An 18512-nucleotide genomic window follows, 5' to 3' on the forward strand; every position below is an offset into this window, starting at 1 on the left:
GGCCAAGCACGGGAGATCGGCGATGCTCTGCACGACCCAGTCAGGTCTTCACGCGACGCAGAGGCCCGCGACCCCGGGAGCCGAGCCCTGGCGCGCGGATCTGGAGGCCCTGCGCCGCCTGCTGCAGGATTCGCGGCCGGCCGAGCCGAGCCGCGGCGAGATCGCCGACCTGATCGAGGACGAGGCGCCCGGCGCCCTGCCGCGCCGGGCCCGCGAGCGGATCGCGGAGCGGCTGACGGCCACGCTGCGCCGCCTCGCCTGAGGGACCCGGGCGCGGCGTCGCGCCCGCCCCCGCCGTGATCGCCGGCCCACTAGACGAGCCCGCGGCCGGGACTGATCAAGACTGTAAACCTCTCGGAAAAGGGCGCGGGCACAAGGTTCGAACCGTCATGCCCGCCCGCAAGCGTCCGTGACAATGCTGGCTTGATCTGTTATCGCCAGCGCGTCCAAGCCTGGACACGCCCTGCTTTGTCATTTGCCATGATGCTCACCTCGGATGCTCTCGCGGGAGCCGGCCTCGGTCCCTGGCGCCGACGCCGCATGATCGCGCGCGGGGCCGGCATGGACGCCGGCCCGGTTCGGCGCCATTGTGGTGCGCGGCCTCTCGACGCGCGCGTGTTGTTTCCGGTGCCGATCAGACCCGATTTCCTCCGCCCGGCCCTCGTGGTTCCACCGGAGGCCGCGCCATGACGGGCGCCGCCCAGCGGATCTACGTGGTCGACGACGAGCCGGACGCCCGCGCGATGGTCGGCGACTACCTGCGCCTGCACGGGTTCGAGGTGGATCTCTGCGACGGCGGCGCCTCCCTGCGCCGCCTTCTCGCCGCGCGCCCCCCCGACCTCATCGTCCTCGACCTCAACATGCCGGACGAGGACGGGCTCTCCATCGTGCGGGACCTCAAGGCGCGCAGTCAGATCCCCATCATCATGCTCACCGCCACGGCGAGTCCCATCGACCGGGTGGTCGGCCTCGAACTCGGGGCCGACGACTACCTGCCCAAGCCCTGCGAGCTGCGCGAGCTCGTGGCCCGGGTGCGCTCCGTCCTGCGCCGCGCCGCGCAGACCCGTCCGGCCGGGGCGCCCGAGCCCCGCGAGCCCGGCGGCGTCCGCTTCGGGCGGATGCGGGTCGATACCGAGACCCTGCGGCTGCGCGACGAGAGCGGGGCCGAGCAGCTCCTCACCCGCTCCGAATTCGCCCTGCTCAAGGCCTTCCTCGACAATCCCAAGCGGGTGATGAGCCGCGAGCGGCTCCTCGACCTCGCCGATGCCCGCGACCCGGACGCCTTCGACCGCGCCATCGACGTGCGGATCAACCGCATCCGCAAGAAGATCGAGCCCGATCCGGCCAACCCCCGCTTCATCAAGACCGTGCGCGGCCTCGGCTACGTGTTCCGTCCCGACGGCGATTGACCCTCCCGCCGCGATCCGGTGGAACTCAAGTCTCGCTTCCCCGTTCATGCTCCAATCTCGGCATTGAATTCGATGGAGGCGAAGATGCTGAAAGGCGGACTCCTGTGGCTGATCGGAATTCCCCTGCCGATCATCCTGATCCTGTTCTTCCTCGGCTACCTGCATTGAGGTTCTGAACCTGGCCTGAGCGGTCGGCGGTGTCCGGGCGGAGCAGCCCGGGCACCGTCTCGGCGCGCGCCTCGGCCGCCGCGCGCCGCCGCGTGGAATCCCGCTTCCCCTCCTCTTGAAACCGCGCGGGGGCACCCGCATGTAAATGTCGTTCACATTCACATCTCCTCGGGAGACACGACGTGACCTTTTCCTCCGCCCCCTGGTCGAACGGCCGCTCCTGCCGAGGCGCCGGTCCGTTCCCGCGCCGCTCCCTGGAGATCGGCGCGATCGTCCTCGGTTTCATCTATGTCTGGCCCGTCGCGGCCGGCTACGTGGTGTGGAAGCTCATGGGATACCCGGCCCTCGACGAACTGAAATCCTTCGCTGAGCGCAACCTCCGCGGCGGGTTCGTCCGCCGGGAGGCGTTCCGGCAGGGCACCGGCAACTCGGCCTTCGAGGAGTACCGCCGGCGCGAGCTGGACCGCCTCGAGGAGGAGCGCCGCCGCCTGGAGGAGGAGAGCCGCGCCTTCATGGACTTCGTGGAGGAACTGAAGCGCGCCCGCGACCGCGAGCAGTTCGACGCCTTCATGGCCCGCCGCAAGGCCGGCACGAACTACTGAGGGCCCGGGCGGGCTCGCACCGTCCCAACTTGACGCTCCGGCCGGCATCGGCCATCGTCAGCAAGGTCAAGCCAACGAGGCTCTCCGCGCGGACAGCGCGGAGAGCCTTCGCCGTTCAGGATGAGGCGGGACCGCATGACCACGTCCAACCGCTCGACGCATATCCGGCTCACCTCGCATCCGGAGCCGGGCGCCGCCCGCTGGCCGATCCGCTGGGGCGCCGCCGATCCGCGCGAGCGCGGCCCCGTGATCGGCACCGTCACCAACCCGGCCGACCGCAACGTGATCGGGGCGAATGGCGGGGCCTATTCCCTCTACCGGGCGCTCGCCATCGCCGGGCGCGCCCTCAACCCGCTGGCCCGGCCCGACCTGACGAACACCCATCCGGTCGTGCCGATCGGCCCGCACCCGCAATGGAGCGAGCCGGACCGCATCGTCTCCCTCGACCCCTGGGGCCACCTGCCGGGCGAGGTCTTCGCCCGCGAGATCGCCACCGGCGCCGACATCCGCCCGACCATCGCGATCACCAAGGCGCGGCTCTCGCTGCCGGAGATCCTGGCGGCGATCGGCGCCCACCGCCTCGCGCCGGACGGCGCGATCCTGCATCCGGGCGGCGACATCTCGGTGGTGAAGATCGCGGTCGATCCGGTCTGGCACCTGCCGGGCGTCGCGGCGCGGTTCGGGACCAGCGAGACGGCCCTGCGCCGCACGCTCTTCGAGCAGACCGGCGGCATGTTCCCGGAACTGGTGACGCGGCCCGACATGCAGGTCTTCCTGCCGCCGATCGGCGGCTGCACGATCTACATCATGGGCGACGCGGCGCGCATCGCCGAGCCGCGCACCCGCATCGCCTGCCGGGTCCACGACGAGTGCAACGGCTCGGACGTGTTCGGCTCGGACATCTGCACCTGCCGGCCCTATCTCACCCACGGCATCGAGGAATGCGTGCGGGAGGCGCAGGCGGGCGGCGTCGGCGTCATCGTGTACAATCGCAAGGAGGGGCGGGCCCTCGGCGAGGTGACGAAGTTCCTGGTCTACAACGCCCGCAAGCGCCAGGAGGGCGGCGATTCCGCGGCCACCTACTTCGAGCGCACGGAATGCGTGGCCGGCGTGCAGGATGCGCGCTTCCAGCAGCTGATGCCCGACGTGCTGCACTGGCTCGGCATCCGCCGCATCGACCGGCTGATGTCGATGTCGAACATGAAGTACGACGCGATCACCGGTTCGGGGATCGCGGTCGGCGAGCGGGTGCCGATCCCGCCGGAACTGATCCCCCCGGACGCGGCGGTGGAGATCGAGGCCAAGAAGGCGGCCGGCTACTACACGCCCGGCGAGGCGCCCGATGCGGGGGCGCTCGACGCCGTGAAGGGGCGCGACCTGGAGCGGTTCTGAGCCGGACCGCCGCCCGGCCGGCCGGGGCTGTCCGGCACGCTCCCGGAACCCGCACCGGGCCCCGCGCCGGCGGCGTCCCCGATCCCGAGTGCAAGGAGAGTGTCGTGAGCGGACAGCCCGTCAGCATCGAGGCCGCCCCGGGGGTGCGCTGGCTCCTCACCCCGGAGGCCGTGCGCGCCCGCGCCGAGGGCCTGCTCGCGCTCGGGCTCGACGGGGCGCTCGATCACTTCGCGGTCCATCCCGAGAAGCTCGGGGCCTGCGCGGACGCGGTCGTGGAGACGATCCGGGCGAGCTACCCGGACCTCGCCATCCCGTACCACGCCCGCTGGCGGCACTTCTCGGTCGGCGGCTTCGACCGCTGGGGCAGCCTCGCCGAGGCGGCGCCCTGGGAGGAGGCGGCCGCGCGGGCGCGGGCGGCCTTCGACCTCGTCATCGTCAGCGTGCTCCTCGACGCCGGCGCCGGCCCGACCTGGCGCTACGAGGAGGGCCGGACGGGCGAGACCTACGCCCGCTCGGAGGGGCTCGCGGTGGCGAGCTTCGACCTCTTCATCTCCGGCCTGTTCTCCGAGGTGCCGGAGGATCCGTTCCGGGTCGATGCCCGGGCGCTGGCGAGCCTCTCCGTCGCGGACCTCGCCCGGGGCTTCCAGGTCTCGCCGACGAACCCGCTCGTGGGTCTCGACGGGCGCACTGCCCTCCTCAACCGGCTGGGGCAGGTCGTGGCGGCCGACCCGGACGGGTTCGGGCCGCAGGCCCGGCCCGGCGGCCTCTACGACCTCCTCGCGGCGCGGGCGGTGGACGGGGCCCTGCCCGCCACCGCGCTCCTCGCCGCGCTCCTCACCCATCTCGGGCCGATCTGGCCCGGGCCGCATCGCCCTCGATGGGGTCGATCTCGGCGACACGTGGCGCCACCCGAAGGCGGGAGGGGAGGGGGAGACGGCCGGGCTCGTGCCCTTCCACAAGCTCTCGCAGTGGCTCGCCTACTCGCTGCTGGAGCCCCTGGAGGCGGCGGGCCTCTCCGTGACCGGCCTCGACGCGCTCACCGGCCTGCCGGAATACCGCAACGGCGGCCTGTTCCTCGACAGCGGCGTGCTCTCCCTCAAGCGCCCGGACGAGGCCGCGCGGGCGCATCCGGTCGAGTCCGAGCTGGTGGTCGAGTGGCGGGCGCTCACCGTGGCGCTCCTCGACCGGCTGGCGCCGCTCGTGCGCGAGCGGCTCGGGATCGCGGATCCGGCGGCGCTGCCGCTCGCCAAGGTGCTGGAGGGCGGGACCTGGGCGACGGGGCGGCGGCTGGCCCGGTCCCTGCGTCCCGACGGGACGCCGCCGCTCACCATCGCGAGCGACGGCACGGTGTTCTGAGATGCCGGACCGGCCTAAGCTTCGGCCAGGAATCCGGCAGCTTCGGCCAAGAATCCGGTCAAGAATCCGGCCAAGGCTGTTTCGAGGGCGCGCCTGCTTCGAGGGCAAGGCTGCTGCAGGGGGATGACGAGGATGCAGGTTGCGAGCACGCGGGAGACGACGGGCGCCGCCCCGGTGACGGTCGTTTCGCATCCGCTGGTGCAGCACAAGCTGACGCTGATGCGGGACAAGGCGCGCTCGACCAAGGGCTTCCGCCAACTCCTGAACGAGATCGGCACGCTGCTCGCCTACGAGGTGACGCGCGACCTGCCCCTGGAGCCGGTCGAGATCGAGACCCCGCTCACGACCATGCAGGGCGTGCAGATTGCCGGCAAGAAGCTGGTCCTGGCCCCGATCCTGCGCGCCGGCATCGGCTTCCTGGACGGGATGCTCTCGCTCCTGCCCTCGGCCCGCGTGGCGCATGTGGGCCTCTACCGCGACCCGGACTCCCTGGAGGCGGTCGAGTACTACTTCAAGGCCCCGTCCGACCTCGCCGACCGCACGGTGCTGGTCCTCGATCCGATGCTCGCCACCGCCAACTCGGCCATCGCGGCGGTGGACCGGCTGAAGGAGCGCGGCGCCCGCGACCTGCGCTTCGTCTGCCTGCTCGCGGCGCCCGAGGGGCTCGCCAAGTTCCAGGGCGCGCATCCCGACGTGCCGGTCTGGACCGCCTCGGTCGACAGCCACCTCAACGAGCACGGCTACATCATCCCGGGCCTCGGCGACGCCGGTGACCGGATGTACGGCACGCGCTGAGGCGCGCGGGCCGAGGGACTTGCGCCGAGGGACTTGCACCGAGGGACTTGCGGGCTGAGGGGCTTGCCAACCTCGGCCGAGCTGTCAGGTAGTGCGGCGAACGACCCGCGAGGAGACGCCCCATGCCCGCCATCCCCGAGACGATGCGCCAGGTCCGCTTCACCGGGGCCGGCGGGCCGGAGGTGATTGGCATCGAGACCGCCCCGGTGCCGAGGCCCGGCCCCGGCCAGGTGCTGATCGCCGTCGCGGCCGCGGGCGTGAACCGGCCCGATTGCCAGCAGCGCGCCGGCAAGTACCCGCCGCCCCCCGGCGCCACCGAGATCCCCGGTCTCGAGGTGGCGGGCCGCGTCGTCGCGCGCGGCGAGGGCGTGACCGGGCTGTCCGAGGGCGACGAGGTCTGCGCCCTGGTGATCAGCGGCGGCTATGCCGAGTACTGCGTCGCCGAGGCGCCGCTCTGCCTGCCCCGGCCCCGCCCGCTCTCGCTCCTCGAAGCCGCGAGCCTGCCGGAGAACATCTACACCGTCTGGACCAACGTGTTCGAGCGCGGGCGGCTCGCGCCGGGCGAGCGCTTCCTCGTCCATGGCGGATCGAGCGGCATCGGCTACACGGCGATCCAGCTCGCCAAGCACGCCGGCGCCACAATCTACGCCACGGCCGGCTCGGCGGAGAAGTGCGCCTTCTGCGAGACGATGGGGGCGGACGCGGCCATCAATTACAGGGAGGCGGATTTCGCCGAGGAGGTGAAGCGCCTGACCGGCGGCAAGGGGGTCGACCTGATCCTCGACATGGTCGGGGCCGCCTACCTGGAGCGCAACCTGAAATCCCTGGCCCTGGAGGGCCGGCTCGTCGTGATCGCCTTCATGCAGGGCTTCAAGGTCGACGGCTTCAACATGACGCCGATCATGGTGAAGCGCCTGACCTTCACCGGCTCGACGTTGCGCCCCCGCACCACCGCCCAGAAGGCCGCCATCGCCGAGGGGCTGCGCCGCGAGGTCTGGCCCTGGCTCGAATCCGGCGGCTTCAGGCCGGTGATCCACGCGACCTTCCCGCTGGAGCAGGCGCGGGAGGCCCACGCGCTGATGGAATCGAGCGCGCATCTCGGCAAGATCATGCTGACGACCGGCGCCTGAGGCCACCGCTCCGAGGAACCGTGGCTGCCCGGCATCCGTTGCCCGGGCAGAGCGCCGCCCGCGAGCGGCCCCCATTCCCGGAGAGATCCCATGGCCCTTGACGATCGCGCCCGCATCGAGACGGCGACCGAAGCCCGCCAGGGCGCCCGCGGCAAGCCCGTCCTCTACGTGCTCCTCGGCAGCCTCGCGCTCCTGGCGATCGCCACCGTGGCGCTGCTGACCTGGAACGGCGCCAACGCGCCCAAGGATTACGCCAGCAAGAGCCAGGACGCCTCGCGCGCCCAGATCACCGGCTCGGCGGACGGCAAGGGCAACGCCGCGAACCCCTCGGCGAACAGCGCCGGCGTCCCGGCCGGCAACCCGGCCTACCCGTCCCCCTCGCAGCCGGCGACGACGGGTTCGACCAACCAGCGCTGAGGGGCTGACACCAACGGCCCGGGATGCCGAGGCATCGGGCCGTTGACCGCCTCGCATTTTCGACGGGCGCCATCTCGACAGGCGCCGAGAGCGTGACGACACGTCGAGAACGAACCCGACGGTCATGTTTCATGACCGTCGATGTTCGATCGCCCTGCCGCCTGCGTGGGACGGGGCCGGACGGTGCCCGGCCCGCCGGCGCGTCGGGATCCCGCCCGCCTCAGCGCGTCGGCACCGGCTCCGGCCCGCGGTAATCGTAGAAGCCGCGCTTGGTCTTGCGGCCGAGCCAGCCGGCCTCGACGTACTTCACCAGGAGCGGGCAGGGCCGGTACTTCGAATCCGCCAAGCCCTCGTAGAGCACCTGCATGATCGACAGGCAGGTGTCGAGGCCGATGAAGTCGGCGAGCTGCAGCGGCCCCATCGGGTGGTTCGCCCCGAGCCGCATCGCCGTGTCGATCGAATCCACCGAGCCGACGCCCTCGTAGAGCGTGTAGATCGCCTCGTTGATCATCGGCAGCAGGATGCGGTTGACGATGAAGGCCGGAAAATCCTCCGACACCGTCACGGTCTTGCCGAGCCGGCTGACGAAGGCCCGGGCCGACTCGAAGGTCGGGTCCTCCGTGGCGATGCCGCGGATCAGCTCGACGAGCTGCATCACCGGCACCGGGTTCATGAAGTGGATGCCGATGAAGCGCTCCGGCCGGTCCGTCGAGGCGGCGAGCCGGGTGATCGAGATCGACGAGGTGTTGGTCGCCACCATCGTCTCGGGCCGCAGCGACGGGCACAGGGCCGAGAAGATGGTGCGCTTGATCGCCTCGTCCTCGGTCGCCGCCTCGATGACGAGGTCGCAGGGGCCGAAATCGTCGAAGCTCTCGACCGGGAGGATCCGCTCGATCGCCGTGCGGCGGCCCTCCTCCGAGATCGTGCCCTTGCCGACCTGGCGCTGCAGATTGCCGTTCACCGTGGCGAGCCCGTTCTTCAGGCGCTCCGGGTCGCGGTCGTTGAGGCGCACGTTGAGCCCGGACAGCGCGCAGACATGCGCGATGCCGCTGCCCATCTGGCCGGCCCCGATGATCCCCACGGTCTTGATCTCGATGCCCATCGCCCCGCACCTCACAGGGACCCAACCCGCAGCGGGGCCCTCTCGCACATCACGATTCTATCACGCCATGCGGGGCCGCGCCGTCGCAGCAACACGACAGCCGGCCCCGCTCTCATCATCCGCGAGCCGCCCCGCGCGGGGCCGTGCCCGTCAACCCTTGGCCCGTCAACCCTTGGCCATCAACCCTTGGCCATCAACCCTTGGCCCATCAACCCTTGGCCTTGGCGATCTCCTGGCGCAGCTCCGGCACGATCTGGAACAGGTCGCCGACCAGGCCGTAATCCGCGACCTGGAAGATCGGCGCCTCCTCGTCCTTGTTGATCGCCACGATCACCTTCGAGTCCTTCATGCCGGCGAGGTGCTGGATCGCCCCCGAGATGCCGACCGCCACGTAGAGGTCGGGCGCCACGACCTTGCCGGTCTGGCCGACCTGCCAGTCGTTGGGCGCGTAGCCCGCATCCACCGCGGCCCGCGAGGCGCCCACCGCCGCCCCGAGCGCGTCCGCCAGCGGCTCGATCAGCTCCTTGAACTTCTCCGCGGAGCCGAGCGAGCGCCCGCCCGAGACCACGAACTTGGCGGAGGCCAGTTCCGGACGATCCGATTTGGCGATCTCCTCGCCCTTGAACGCGGATTTCGCCTCCGGCGCCGCCGCGGCGGCCGCCGCCTCGATCGGAGCCGCCGCGCCGCCCGCCTCCGCCGCCTTGAAGGCGGCCGTGCGCACGGTGATCACCTTCTTGGCGTCGGTCGCCTGCACGGTCTGGATCGCGTTGCCGGCGTAGATCGGCCGCTCGAACGTGTCGGGCGACACGACCTTGATGATGTCCGACACCTGCGCCACGTCGAGGAGGGCGGCCACGCGCGGCAGCACGTTCTTGCCCTCGGTGGTCGCGGCCGCGATCACCGCGTCGTAGCCCGCCGCGACCTCGGCCATCAGGGCGGCGGTCGGCTCGGCGAGCAGGTGGTCGAAGGCGGAGTCCTCGGCCAGCAGCACCTTCTCGACGCCGTCGAGGGCGGCGGCGGCCTCGGCGGCCTGCCGGCCTCCCGCGCCGGCCACGAGGGCGTGAACGGGGGCGCCGAGCTGCTTGGCGGCGGTCAGCGCCTTGAGGCTGGCATCCTTGAGCTTGCCATCGGCGTGCTCGACCAGGAGGAGGGTGGCCATGTCGCTTGTCCTCGATCTCGGGAGGCGCGTCAGAGGACGCCGGCCTCGACCTTCAGCTTGTTGACGAGTTCGGCCGGCGAGCCGACCTTGACGCCCGCCTGCCGGCCGCCGGGCTCCACGGTCTTGAGCACCTTGAGCCGCGGGCTCACGTCGACGCCGAGCGCCTCGGGCTCGACCGTGTCGAGGGGCTTCTTCTTGGCCTTCATGATGTTGGGAAGGCTGGCGTAGCGCGGCTCGTTGAGGCGCAGGTCGGTGGTGACGATGGCCGGCAGCTGCAGCGTGAGCGTCTGCAACCCGCCGTCGATTTCGCGGGTCACGTCGAGGGCGCCCTCGCCGGCCTCGATCCGGTAGGCGAAGGTGCCCTGGGGCCAGCCCAGCAGCGCCGCGAGCATCTGCCCGGTCTGGTTGGAATCGTCGTCGATCGCCTGCTTGCCGAGGATGACGAGGCTCGGACCCTCCTTGTCGACCAGCGCCTTCAGGATCTTGGCGACGCCCAGCGGCTCCACCGCGGCGTCGGTCTTGACCAGGATGCCGCGGTCGGCACCCATCGCCAGCGCGGTGCGGATGGTCTCCTGGGCCTGCTGCGGCCCGATCGAGACGGCGACGATCTCGGTGACCTTGCCCTTCTCCTTCAGGCGGATCGCCTCCTCGACGGCGATCTCGTCGAAGGGGTTCATCGACATCTTGACGTTGGCGAGCTCGACGCCCGAGCCGTCCGGCTTGACCCGGATCTTCACGTTGTAATCGACGACCCGCTTCACGGGCACCAGGACCTTCATGACCGTCGTTTCCTTCCGGGCCGGGAGGCCGTGCCGTCGCGCGCGCCGCGCGCAAGCCCGCCGACCATCCCTTTTGGGAGCAAGGTGCCGGACCGTAACGGCCGATTTTCCGAAATGTCAACGCGGGCGAAAGCCCGGGCCGGGGCCGCCGCGCGGGCGGCGGGGGGCCCGGCCGGGGGTTGGTTTCGAAAGATCGGTACGGTCCCGGCAGGGCGGCGGCGGCGCCTCAGGCGCGGTTCTGGCCGGGCACCCAGAGCACGTCCCTGGCGCCGCCGTCGTTGGCGACGCGCGAGGCCACGAACAGGAAGTCGGAGAGGCGGTTCAGGTACTGGATCGCCACCGGCGAGACCCGCTCGCCCGGCGTGGCGGCGAGCGCCACCGCGAGCCGCTCGGCCCGGCGGCAGACCGTGCGGGCGAGGTGCAGGGCGGCCGCGGCGGGCGTGCCGCCCGGCAGCACGAAGGAGCGCAGGGGCGTCAGCGCGGCGTTGAGCGCGTCGATCTCCCGCTCCACGCGCTCGACCTGGGCGGCGACGAGGCGCAGGGGCTCGTAGGGCAGGGGCTGGTCGCTCTCGGGCGTCGCGAGGTCCGCCCCGAGATCGAACAGGTCGTTCTGGGCGCGCGAGAGCATCGCGTCGAGCTCGCCGGTCGTGTGCTGGCGGGCGAGCCCCAGGCAGGCATTGGTCTCGTCGACGGTGCCGTAGGTCTCGATGCGCAGGTCCGCCTTGGAGCGGCGCTCGCCACTCGCCAGGGCGGTGGTGCCGGCATCGCCGGTGCGCGTGTAGATGCGGTTGAGGACGACCACGGCTTCTCGCTTCCCGACGCTTGGCGGCTGTCGGGACCGTCTACACGAGGGGGCGCGCGCTTCCAATTGGACAGAGGGCGCGCGGCCGCTGCCGTCCGGCCGGCGAGCGGAGGGTCAGAACGTGTAGGCCACCTTGCCGCCGACATTGGTCAGGCCGCGATTGGCGACGCAGAGCCCCGCATTGGACTGGTGCTCGATCGTGGCGAGCACGCTCCAGTGCTCGGTCAGGCGGAAGCCGAGCGAGGCGGCCTCGCGGAAGAGCGGCGAGCAGCCGAGCGCGTTGAAGTTCGGCGGCACGAAGCGGCCGGTGGCGCCGTTGTGGAACGAGGCGCCGAAGAAGCCCTCGACGAAGATCCGGTCCGTGATGTCGAAGGTCCAGGTCGCGCCCAGATAGGCGTAGCTGGTGCGGCCCGCGGTGTTGTAGCTGCCGCCGACGGTGGGCCGCGGCACGAACTGGCTCCAAAACGGGTCCGCCGGGACCACCGGCTTGGCGAACAGCACCTCGCTCACGACGTTGCCGCTGCCGGCCTCGGGACTCCAGGGGTCCTGCGCCGAGCCGCCGATGCGGAACTCCGACACGATGCTGAGCGGCTGCACCGGCGGCCGATAGGCCGGCACCGGCACCGGCGCCGCGAGATCGGCCGCGACGGCCGGCACCGCCGCCGCCGCGGCGGCAAGACCCAGAAGGTTGGCACGCATGTCGTCGAGAACCCGAAGCAGCCCTGCGGGGAGCCGGGGCGAGCCTAGCCCCGGCCCGGTCCCGGCGTCCCAGGGATGCGTGCCCGCCCGCGTCCTTTTCCTCTGGTTGCGTCCGGCATGCCACACTACTCCTGGGTCAGGTCCGGCGCCGCCGAGGACCCGGGCTCAGCGGCCCGGCGCGCGCAGCCCCAGGATCCGGATGACGAGGTAGACCGCGAGCGCCGAGCCCCCGGCGATGCCGAGGGCGAAGAGGGAGGCCGCCTCGTGCTCGGCGAAGAACAGGCCCTTGGTGTTCATGCCGAACACGCCCGTCACCAGGGTGGGCGGCAGGAACAGGGCGGTGAGCACCGACAGGGTGAAGAGCTGCCGGTTCGTCTCCTCGGCGAGCCGCGCCGAGAGCTCCTCCTGCAGGAGGCGGCTGCGATCGGCCATGGCCAGCATGTCGCGGTCGAGGGAATCGAGCCGCTGGGCGATGCGGGCCGCCGCGGCGACCTCGCGGTCGGGCAGGCCCTCCGCCTCGCCCTCCTCCTCGAAGCGGTGGAAGACCGCCCGCAGGCCGAGGAGCTGGCGGTGCAGGCGCACGGCGTCGCGGCGGATCGGGCCGAGGCGGCGGCGCTCGACGCGCGAGGTCTCCTCGATGACGTGGTCCTCGATGGCGTCGAGCTCCTCCGAGAGGGCCGCGCCCTCCTTCGCCATGGCGCCCACGACGTGGCCGATCAGCGCCTCCAGCAGGCGCACCGGCGAGGTGATCGGCAGGCCTTCCTGGGCGGCGTCGCGGGTCGCGTCGGGGCCGACGACCGGGTGGCGGCGGCCGCTCACCAGGAAGCGCGGCCCCATCACGACGTGCAGGCGCCCGGCCGGGTCGACCTTCGCCCGCGCGCCGTCGCGGGCGAGGTCCGCCACGACCCCGCCGACGAAGCCGCCCTCGACGGCGATGCGCTGGTGCGCGTCGCGCCCCAAGGCCGAGGCGGCGAGCCGCGGCGGGCCGAGCCGGCCCTCCGCGATCATCGTGTCGAGGCGCGCGTCGACGAGGTTGAGGTGCAGCCAGAGGAAGCCCTCGCCGAAGCTGCCGAGGGCCGGCAGATCCTCGTCGTGCCCGACGAGCCGGCCGCGCCCCGTCTCGTCGAAGATCATCGCGAAGAGCAGGCCCGGCAGGGCCGGCTCGTCGCACAGGAGCCGCGGCAAGGCGGCCGGGGCCGGCGCCGCCATGCTCAGAACACCTGCGAGGAGACCGCGTAGAGCAGGCCCGACAGGAGCATGGCGACCGGCAGGGTGAGCAGCCACGCCATGGCGAGGTTGCGCAGGGTGCCGGGCTGCAGCCCCGAGCGGTTCGCCGCCATGGTGCCGGCGGCGCCCGAGGACAGGACGTGCGTGGTCGAGACCGGCAGCACGCCCAGGAAGTTGAACAAGCCCGACCAGACCACCGCGACGGTGGCGGGCAGCGAGTGGCTGCAGATGACGGTGGCGACGGCGTTGGCGGTGTCGTGGAAGCCGGTCACGAACTCGAAGGCGAGCGCGATGGTCAGTGCCACGAAGGGCAGGATGACGGGCAGGGAGGTGACGACCGCCGTTCCGGTCTCGATGACGTCGATGCGGATGCCGCAGGCCGCGCAGAGCAGCGCGCCGCCGAGCACCGCGACGAAGATCGCGGCGGCGAGGACGGAGGTCCGGCCGTCGAGATTCGGCCGCCCCTCCTTCGGTTGCGGCGTTCCGGAGGGACCCGCCACCGGACCCAAGCCGCCGACCGCCGAACGCGACATCGCCGCTCCCCCGTTCTGGCCGGACTCACGCGCGAGTCCTTGCGCGGACCCTGATCCGCGGGGGGCGACACCCGTGTGACAGGCGCGGGCAGGTGCCGCGGGGGCCGGAGGGATCAGGGCAGGCGCGGCCGTCATCCGAAATCCGGCGGATTGCTTCGCCATCTCCCATTTCGGCCATGCGGATGTCGGGTCGGCTTCGCTCAGGCGCCGCGCGGGCGTGTCATCCGCTGCCCGGAACTGATCGTCCGGAAAGCGGATCGCGGGCCGTGAGGCGGGGCCGCCGCGGCCCTCGCCGCGGCGGCCCTTCAGCCCCGTCCTGCGTCATGCCGGCGGGACGCGCCTACTCCATCATGCCCATCAGGTCGCCGACGCGCATGTTGCGGATGGAGTCGAGGGACATGCCGCCCATGCCGCCTCCCATCCCGCCCATCATGCCGCCGATCTGGCGCATCCAGTAATTGGCCTGCCGCATGGCCGAGCGGCTGCCGGGCCCGCCGAGCCCGGCGAGGCCGGCCGGGATGCCGTAGCCGCGCCCGGCGACGTGCCGTCGCGACGCCGCGCGCGGGACCGGGCGGTCCATCATCGCGGTATGGGCGTAGCCGCGCCGCATCGCCAAGCGCGTCGGAGCCGGCCGGGGCGTCATCATCCGGGGGACGGGCCGGGCGGTCATCAGGCGCGGGGCGGGCCGGGCCTGGGCCATGCGGCGGAGCTGGACCGGCCGCGCGGCGGCTTGACGCTCCGCGATCCGCCGCTCGGCGACTCGGTGCCTGGTGATTTGGCGCTCGGCGACTTGCCGCTCGGGGCCACGCGCGACCGGGCGCGGCGCCGCTGCCTGCTGGGTCGGGGCCTGCACCTCGTTCATCACGGTGCGGCAGGCGGGACTCAGATTCGCGGATTCCCGCCGCAGGCAGGAGGTGATCGCCCCGATATTGGGGATCGCCGAGGCGCAGAGGCGCCAGACGTCCGGCGTGCAGGCAGCCCGCTGCTGGGCGGTGCCCTGCGCGAAGGCGGGCGGGCCCGCGAGCAGCAGCGTGACCGCTGCGAGGACCGAAGAGGATCTCATGCGCGTGTTCCTCTACCAAGTGAGGCTGACAGCTTCCTCGAAGAAGCCGCCCTTGTCTCGCGCCCCCTCAACAACGCGGCGGTGTGGCGGCGCACGGCCTGCGGCGCTTTTCTTCGAACAACACAGTCCGATCTGGTCGTATCGAGCGCCCGTGGTCAGGCCGTGCGGGTCCGCGGGCGGGCGGCGTGGCCGACGCGGCTGTAGCGGCGGCCGTAGCCGAAATAGATAGCCCCCGAGCAGCGCGGCGAAGACCATGAAGAACAGGTTCGAGCGGTAGGGCGTGCGCCAGGTCGGGTGGATCGCCGCGAAGAAGCGCGGCAGCAGCCGGTCCTGCGCCATGGCGTAGAAGACCCGCGACTGGCCGTAGAGCAGCACCAGCATGACGGTGCTGAAGCCCGCGATGACGCCGAGCGTCACCAGCGCCTGCAGGGACGGGAAGGGTGTGCGCGCGATGGCGGTGGCGACCGGGGCGGCATCGCCCCGCATCGCGTCGGAGCGCACGAGGCCGGTCAGCACGGCCGCGAAGGCGATGTACAGGACGGTGCAGATCGCGAGGGAGCCGAGGATCCCCACCATCATGGTGCGCTGGGGGTTCTTCACCTCCTGTGCCGCCGTCGAGACCGCGTCGAAGCCGATATAGGCGAAGAACACCACCCCGGCCGCCCGCATGATCCCGCTGCAGCCGTACTCCCCGAAGGTGCCCGTATCGTCCGGAACGAAGGGGACGTAGTTCTGCGCCTTGACGTAGAACAGGCCCACCCCGCTCACGGTGAGCACCACCGCGACCTTGACGACGACGACCACGGCGTTGACCCGGGCCGACTCGCGCGCGCCGCGCATCAGCCGGAGGGAGATCACGCAGACGATCAGCACCGCCGGCAGGTTGACGAGGCCGCTGGTCCGGGTGCCGTCGGCGAGCGCGACCGTCTCGAAGGGCGAGTGCAGCAGCCGCGGCGGCAGGGCGATGCCCCAGCCCTGCAGCAGCGTCGCGACGGATGTCGACCGGCTCACCGAGACCGTGGCGGCCCCGACCGCGTATTCGAGCACGAGATCCCAGCCGATGATCCAGGCGACGAACTCGCCCATCGTGGCGTAGGCGTAGGTGTAGGCGCTGCCCGAGACCGGGATCATGCTGGCGAGTTCGCTGTAGCACATGCCCGCGAAGGCGCAGCAGAGGGCCGCGATGGCGAAGGAGATGACGACCGCCGGCCCGGCATGCTCGGCCGCCGCGATGCCGGCGAGCGAGAACAGGCCCGCCCCGATGATCGCCCCGATCCCGAGCCCCACGAGACTCCAGGGGCCGAGGCTGCGGTGGAGCCCGTTCTCGCCCGCCGCCGCGTCGGCGTTGAGCCGCGCGAGCGGCTTCGTCCGCAGCAGCCCGCCCGTCGCGCTCGCCATCGCCACCTCCCCGGACGATCAGCGCGCGCGGATGATGGGCCGGCCGATCAGCCGCTCAACGCGCGAGCTGCCGCAGGGACCGCCGGACTTCGCCGGTCCGGGGCGGGTGCCTCAGGGGGCGGCGGCGAGGTCCGCCGGCGCGCCCGCCTCCTCCTCCGCCTCCGGCTCCTCGTCCCAGATCGCGGCGCGCGCGGGCAGCAGCCGGGCGACCAGGGCAGCGATCTCCTCCGGGAACGTGCCGCTGCGGTCGAGGGCGAAGGCCGTGTCGAGGGCGGGGACGAGGCTGTCGATCAGGGGGCCGGGCGATCGGTCGGCGCGCGGACTCGCCGCCGTCTCGGACAGGGGCGCGCGGGCGAGCATGGCGGGGCCGCTCCTGGGCACGCGCCGCCGCGCGCGCCGGGCCGGGGCGGCGCGCGGGAGGCTGCGACTGACGACGATCGATGAAGCGGGACTATAGGGGCGCTGCATGAACGGCGGCTGACACGACCGGCCCGGCGGCGTTCAGGGAGCGTGGCTCCGGGGATGTCGCGCGGGATTCCGCGCCGCGGCGCGCCCCGGGGCCGGTCGGGCGAGGGGCCGGCGATGAGCGGGCGGAGCCGCGACCCCGCCCTCGCCGCCCCTCAGGGGAACTGGACCGCGTCCACCACCTGGCGGAACCGCGGCAGGGTGGCGTCGCGGTCCTGCGCCCGCACCACCCCCACCGCCCGGAAGTAGCCGTCGGGCTTGAAGCGGATCGTCTGCGACACCACCACCGCCATGCCGGAGGGGATGTCGGTCGCCCGCGCCACCAATTCGTGCCAGTCGGCGCCGCCCTGCCGGAAGCTCTGCGCGCGCTCGATGGCGAAATCCTTGAGGGTCTGGTTGGAGTAGAGCGCCGCCTTGGCGAAGGCGTCGCGCTGGTCGGGCGGGAGCGGCGGCTGCACCGCCTCGGCCAGAACCAGGATGGGCTGCTCCAGGCTGGTCATCTGGTCCTTCGGCCCGTCGGTGTAGAGCACCGAGTTGCCGGCCAGCACCCGGACCGGCCGGAAGCCCGCCGTCTCGGTCACCCGGAAGGGCAGGGCGGCGACCTGCTGGTCGAGGCTGAGCGCCGCCCGCACCCGCACGCTGGTGAGCATCTTGCGCATCGCCTCGTCGGTCTCGGCGCCGGGCAGCATCTGGCCGATCACCAGCCCGGTCACGGTCGGGTCGGCCACCAGCAGCACCCACTTGGCGATGGTCGGGGCCCCGGGCTGCTCGATCGGCTGCTCGCCCGTGAACAGGATGCCCTTGGCCTCGCCGGCGAGGGTCAGCTCCTCGCGGTTCTTCACGGTGAGCCCCTGGGCCTTCAGGCTCTCGGCCGTGAAGCTCGCCGTGAGGGCGGAGAAGTCCTGCGGCGGCAATTCGACCACCGAGACCGTGGCGCCGCCGCCCGGCCGCTCGAATCCGGTGAAGCGGCGGGAGACCTGCATGTCCTGGATCGGCTCGAAGCCGAAGCGGGAGCCGGGCGGATAGACCGGCTCGGCGGCGTGGGCCGCGCCCGCCAGGACGAGGCTCACGAACAGGGCGGCGAGGACGCGCAGGGACATGGTCGCGATCTCCTGCGGACGGCTCTGCGAGCCGACCGGGTGCAGGGCGCGATGCGTCGCCGCCCGGCCGCTGTCAAGCGCGGCCGGACAGGGTGACGCGTCGCAGTGTCAGGTTCACCCGCCCGCCCGGCGGCACCGGCTCCGGCAGGGGCGGCGCCCCGAGCAGGTCGGGCGGCTCCGGGACGATCCGGTCCACGCCGTGGAAGATCAGCCGCGAGGCGCCGCCGATGACGAGGGCGTCGCCGCTGCGCAGGCGCAGGGAGCGGGTCGGATCCCCCCGCCGCGGGCCCCCGTGGCGGAACAGCGCCGTCGCCCCGAGGGAGAGCGAGAGCACGGGGGCGTCGAGCGCGTCCTCGTCCCGGTCCTGGTGCAGCCCCATCCGGGCCCCCGGCGCGTAGAGGTTCACGAGGCAGGCCTCCGGCGGGTCGGGATAGGCCGCGAGGTCGCTCCAGGCCGCCAGCAGGGCGGGCGGGATCGGCGGCCAGGGCGCCCCGGTCCCGGGATGCGCGGGCTGGTAGCGGTAGCCGGCTTGGTCCGAGACCCAGCCGAGGCGGCCGCAATTCGTCATCCGCACCGAGAAGGGCTTGCCCGTCCGCGGCATGGTCGGGGTGAAGGCGGGCGCCCGCGCGAGCACGCGGGCGAGGTCGGCGGCGAGCGCCGCCTGGCCGGCGGCGTCGAGGTAGCCCGGATAATGGATCAGGCCCGGCGCGAGTTCGATCAGGAGCGGCCCCCTCGGCGTTCGCTCGAGCCTCCATAGCACGTCCTGCCGAAGCGGATGCCGGTTCGGCGTAGACCATGCGGCGCAATCAAACACCTGGAGCAGCGCCCGAGTGCACCGTGATCGGGCTCCGCTCCACGCAGAATCGCATGGGGCAATTCCGCTCGGTCCCTTGGTGTCGCATCATGCCTCGCCGAC

The 18512-nt window shown here is 72.4% G+C and carries 19 protein-coding genes and 1 pseudogene; 8 read left to right on the top strand and 12 right to left on the bottom strand.

Annotation, left to right across the window (positions count from 1 at the left end; all coding sequences use genetic code 11):
- The first annotated feature begins 22 nt into the window (after positions 1-22).
- The 8 genes and pseudogenes from M446_RS09435 to M446_RS09470 all read left to right on the top strand — a co-directional run bounded on the left by M446_RS09435 (position 23) and on the right by M446_RS09470 (position 7269).
- Complete coding sequence (locus M446_RS09435) at positions 23-262, top strand: hypothetical protein (RefSeq protein WP_012331871.1); 240 nt, start codon at positions 23-25, stop codon at positions 260-262.
- A gap of 424 nt (positions 263-686) precedes the next feature.
- Positions 687-1409 (top strand): response regulator, encoded by a 723-nt coding sequence (locus M446_RS09440; protein ID WP_012331872.1) that lies wholly within the window; start codon positions 687-689, stop codon positions 1407-1409.
- A gap of 350 nt (positions 1410-1759) precedes the next feature.
- Positions 1760-2179 carry a DUF2852 domain-containing protein gene (locus M446_RS09445; protein ID WP_012331873.1) on the top strand — a complete coding sequence of 140 codons (420 nt, stop codon included), beginning with the start codon at positions 1760-1762 and terminating at the stop codon, positions 2177-2179.
- A 135-nt stretch (positions 2180-2314) separates the two neighbouring features.
- Complete coding sequence (locus M446_RS09450; RefSeq protein ID WP_012331874.1) at positions 2315-3571, top strand: GTP cyclohydrolase II; 1257 nt, start codon at positions 2315-2317, stop codon at positions 3569-3571.
- A 104-nt stretch (positions 3572-3675) separates the two neighbouring features.
- Positions 3676-4927: pseudogene (locus tag M446_RS09455) on the top strand (URC4/urg3 family protein).
- Between the two features lie 132 nt (positions 4928-5059).
- Positions 5060-5722: a uracil phosphoribosyltransferase gene (gene upp, locus M446_RS09460; protein WP_012331875.1), complete on the top strand. Its 663-nt coding sequence runs from the start codon at positions 5060-5062 to the stop codon at positions 5720-5722.
- A gap of 122 nt (positions 5723-5844) precedes the next feature.
- A complete protein-coding gene (locus M446_RS09465) occupies positions 5845-6852 on the top strand; it encodes an NAD(P)H-quinone oxidoreductase (RefSeq protein WP_012331876.1) in 1008 nt (335 codons plus the stop codon).
- A 90-nt stretch (positions 6853-6942) separates the two neighbouring features.
- On the top strand, positions 6943-7269 hold the full coding sequence (locus tag M446_RS09470) for a hypothetical protein (protein ID WP_012331877.1): 327 nt from the start codon (positions 6943-6945) through the stop codon (positions 7267-7269).
- A 220-nt stretch (positions 7270-7489) separates the two neighbouring features.
- On the opposite strand, the gene M446_RS09475 is transcribed toward M446_RS09470, so the two are convergent.
- The 12 genes from M446_RS09475 to M446_RS09530 all read right to left on the bottom strand — a co-directional run bounded on the left by M446_RS09475 (position 7490) and on the right by M446_RS09530 (position 18356).
- Positions 7490-8371: a 3-hydroxybutyryl-CoA dehydrogenase gene (locus tag M446_RS09475; protein ID WP_012331878.1), complete on the bottom strand. Its 882-nt coding sequence runs from the start codon at positions 8369-8371 to the stop codon at positions 7490-7492.
- 208 nt (positions 8372-8579) lie between these two features.
- Entirely contained in the window at positions 8580-9530 is a 951-nt protein-coding gene (locus tag M446_RS09480) for an electron transfer flavoprotein subunit alpha/FixB family protein (protein ID WP_012331879.1), read from the bottom strand.
- 29 nt (positions 9531-9559) lie between these two features.
- Positions 9560-10309: an electron transfer flavoprotein subunit beta/FixA family protein gene (locus M446_RS09485; RefSeq protein ID WP_012331880.1), complete on the bottom strand. Its 750-nt coding sequence runs from the start codon at positions 10307-10309 to the stop codon at positions 9560-9562.
- Between the two features lie 226 nt (positions 10310-10535).
- Positions 10536-11111: a cob(I)yrinic acid a,c-diamide adenosyltransferase gene (locus M446_RS09490; RefSeq protein WP_012331881.1), complete on the bottom strand. Its 576-nt coding sequence runs from the start codon at positions 11109-11111 to the stop codon at positions 10536-10538.
- A gap of 114 nt (positions 11112-11225) precedes the next feature.
- A complete protein-coding gene (locus M446_RS09495; protein ID WP_012331882.1) occupies positions 11226-11810 on the bottom strand; it encodes an acyloxyacyl hydrolase in 585 nt (194 codons plus the stop codon).
- A 165-nt stretch (positions 11811-11975) separates the two neighbouring features.
- Entirely contained in the window at positions 11976-13019 is a 1044-nt protein-coding gene (locus M446_RS09500; protein WP_012331883.1) for a transporter, read from the bottom strand.
- A 2-nt stretch (positions 13020-13021) separates the two neighbouring features.
- The gene (locus tag M446_RS09505) at positions 13022-13570 is read right to left on the bottom strand and encodes an inorganic phosphate transporter (protein ID WP_012331884.1); all 549 of its coding nucleotides are present in this window, start codon (positions 13568-13570) and stop codon (positions 13022-13024) included.
- A 340-nt stretch (positions 13571-13910) separates the two neighbouring features.
- Complete coding sequence (locus tag M446_RS09510) at positions 13911-14633, bottom strand: hypothetical protein (RefSeq protein ID WP_012331885.1); 723 nt, start codon at positions 14631-14633, stop codon at positions 13911-13913.
- A 12-nt stretch (positions 14634-14645) separates the two neighbouring features.
- Positions 14646-16031: an amino acid permease gene (locus M446_RS09515; protein WP_012331886.1), complete on the bottom strand. Its 1386-nt coding sequence runs from the start codon at positions 16029-16031 to the stop codon at positions 14646-14648.
- A gap of 111 nt (positions 16032-16142) precedes the next feature.
- Complete coding sequence (locus M446_RS09520; RefSeq protein ID WP_012331887.1) at positions 16143-16391, bottom strand: hypothetical protein; 249 nt, start codon at positions 16389-16391, stop codon at positions 16143-16145.
- A gap of 260 nt (positions 16392-16651) precedes the next feature.
- A complete protein-coding gene (locus M446_RS09525) occupies positions 16652-17596 on the bottom strand; it encodes a hypothetical protein (RefSeq protein ID WP_012331888.1) in 945 nt (314 codons plus the stop codon).
- 73 nt (positions 17597-17669) lie between these two features.
- Complete coding sequence (locus M446_RS09530; RefSeq protein ID WP_012331889.1) at positions 17670-18356, bottom strand: alpha-ketoglutarate-dependent dioxygenase AlkB; 687 nt, start codon at positions 18354-18356, stop codon at positions 17670-17672.
- Positions 18357-18512: the final 156 nt, after the last annotated feature.

It is taken from the genome of Methylobacterium sp. 4-46 (genome assembly GCF_000019365.1).
Classification (GTDB): Bacteria; Pseudomonadota; Alphaproteobacteria; order Rhizobiales; family Beijerinckiaceae; genus Methylobacterium.

What these genes read in the sequence shown, in the direction of transcription:
- M446_RS09440 (WP_012331872.1), top strand. Translation starts at nt 687, where the DNA reads ATGACGGGCGCCGCCCAGCGGATCTACGTGGTCGACGACGAGCCGGAC.
- M446_RS09515 (WP_012331886.1), bottom strand. Translation starts at nt 16,031, where the DNA reads ATGGCGAGCGCGACGGGCGGGCTGCTGCGGACGAAGCCGCTCGCGCGG.
- M446_RS09525 (WP_012331888.1), bottom strand. Translation starts at nt 17,596, where the DNA reads ATGTCCCTGCGCGTCCTCGCCGCCCTGTTCGTGAGCCTCGTCCTGGCG.
- M446_RS09505 (WP_012331884.1), bottom strand. Translation starts at nt 13,570, where the DNA reads ATGTCGCGTTCGGCGGTCGGCGGCTTGGGTCCGGTGGCGGGTCCCTCC.
- M446_RS09520 (WP_012331887.1), bottom strand. Translation starts at nt 16,391, where the DNA reads ATGCTCGCCCGCGCGCCCCTGTCCGAGACGGCGGCGAGTCCGCGCGCC.
- M446_RS09465 (WP_012331876.1), top strand. Translation starts at nt 5,845, where the DNA reads ATGCCCGCCATCCCCGAGACGATGCGCCAGGTCCGCTTCACCGGGGCC.
- M446_RS09495 (WP_012331882.1), bottom strand. Translation starts at nt 11,810, where the DNA reads ATGCGTGCCAACCTTCTGGGTCTTGCCGCCGCGGCGGCGGCGGTGCCG.
- upp (WP_012331875.1), top strand. Translation starts at nt 5,060, where the DNA reads ATGCAGGTTGCGAGCACGCGGGAGACGACGGGCGCCGCCCCGGTGACG.
- M446_RS09470 (WP_012331877.1), top strand. Translation starts at nt 6,943, where the DNA reads ATGGCCCTTGACGATCGCGCCCGCATCGAGACGGCGACCGAAGCCCGC.
- M446_RS09500 (WP_012331883.1), bottom strand. Translation starts at nt 13,019, where the DNA reads ATGGCGGCGCCGGCCCCGGCCGCCTTGCCGCGGCTCCTGTGCGACGAG.
- M446_RS09510 (WP_012331885.1), bottom strand. Translation starts at nt 14,633, where the DNA reads ATGAGATCCTCTTCGGTCCTCGCAGCGGTCACGCTGCTGCTCGCGGGC.
- M446_RS09435 (WP_012331871.1), top strand. Translation starts at nt 23, where the DNA reads ATGCTCTGCACGACCCAGTCAGGTCTTCACGCGACGCAGAGGCCCGCG.
- M446_RS09475 (WP_012331878.1), bottom strand. Translation starts at nt 8,371, where the DNA reads ATGGGCATCGAGATCAAGACCGTGGGGATCATCGGGGCCGGCCAGATG.
- M446_RS09450 (WP_012331874.1), top strand. Translation starts at nt 2,315, where the DNA reads ATGACCACGTCCAACCGCTCGACGCATATCCGGCTCACCTCGCATCCG.
- M446_RS09485 (WP_012331880.1), bottom strand. Translation starts at nt 10,309, where the DNA reads ATGAAGGTCCTGGTGCCCGTGAAGCGGGTCGTCGATTACAACGTGAAG.
- M446_RS09480 (WP_012331879.1), bottom strand. Translation starts at nt 9,530, where the DNA reads ATGGCCACCCTCCTCCTGGTCGAGCACGCCGATGGCAAGCTCAAGGAT.